The organism is Vibrio sp. 970 (assembly GCF_033339075.1).
Map to the genome: position 1 here is coordinate 1 of NZ_JAWOTW010000270.1, position 734 is coordinate 734.

The 734-nt window shown below is 45.8% G+C and carries 1 pseudogene; it reads left to right on the plus strand.

The window, feature by feature from the left end:
- A pseudogene (locus tag R7Q11_RS26115) lies at window positions 1–734 on the plus strand (phospholipase); the annotation flags it as partial.

Sequence of the window (734 nt, forward strand, 5' to 3'; positions counted from 1 at the left end):
TTTCGCAGTGGAGTCTTTTGCTGAGCACTTTAGTAGCATTGCCGAGCTTGGCTGATACGGACGTATACCTCACCAATAACTCAGACCAACCATTAACCATTCAGGTCAAACACGATGGCAGTGATCTGCTGCAATACGGAGAAGAATGGCAGCAACACGTAGAAGTATTAGGCCCTTGGGAAACAAAGCCCGTACTGAGTTTTAATCGTTGGGAAGGGGTAAAATCGGGTCAGAACTATCGCTTTGAAACTGTCGTATCTAACCCGCAAGGTGAAAGCATTACTCTCCACCAAGTCATGGAAGGACATTGGTACAACTCGACCATTGAATACGGTTTGTCAGCCGCCGACGTGAACTTGGCATTAAAAGACGATCGCACGATTCATCGTTCAAATACCGAGGCGTTTGGCTCTCGCAGTGCAGAGCTAGCGTTTAAATCGGATAGCACCGCACGTTATGACGATTTGTACTACACCGTCACACCAAGCAAAGTGGATGAAGACGTCGATGACAACGAGCAAAACCTCAAACTGATGACTTACAACATTTGGGCCTTGCCTGCGATTGCGTCACATATTGGTGAGCGTTACGAGTTAATCCCCGATTACGTAAAAGGTTATGACGTACTGGCATTGCAAGAGGTTTTTGCTAGTGGTCGTGATGCATTTTTACGTGAGCTTGCAAAAGAGTACCCATATCAAACGAAAATGTTGGATAAAGATGGTTTCAACGTT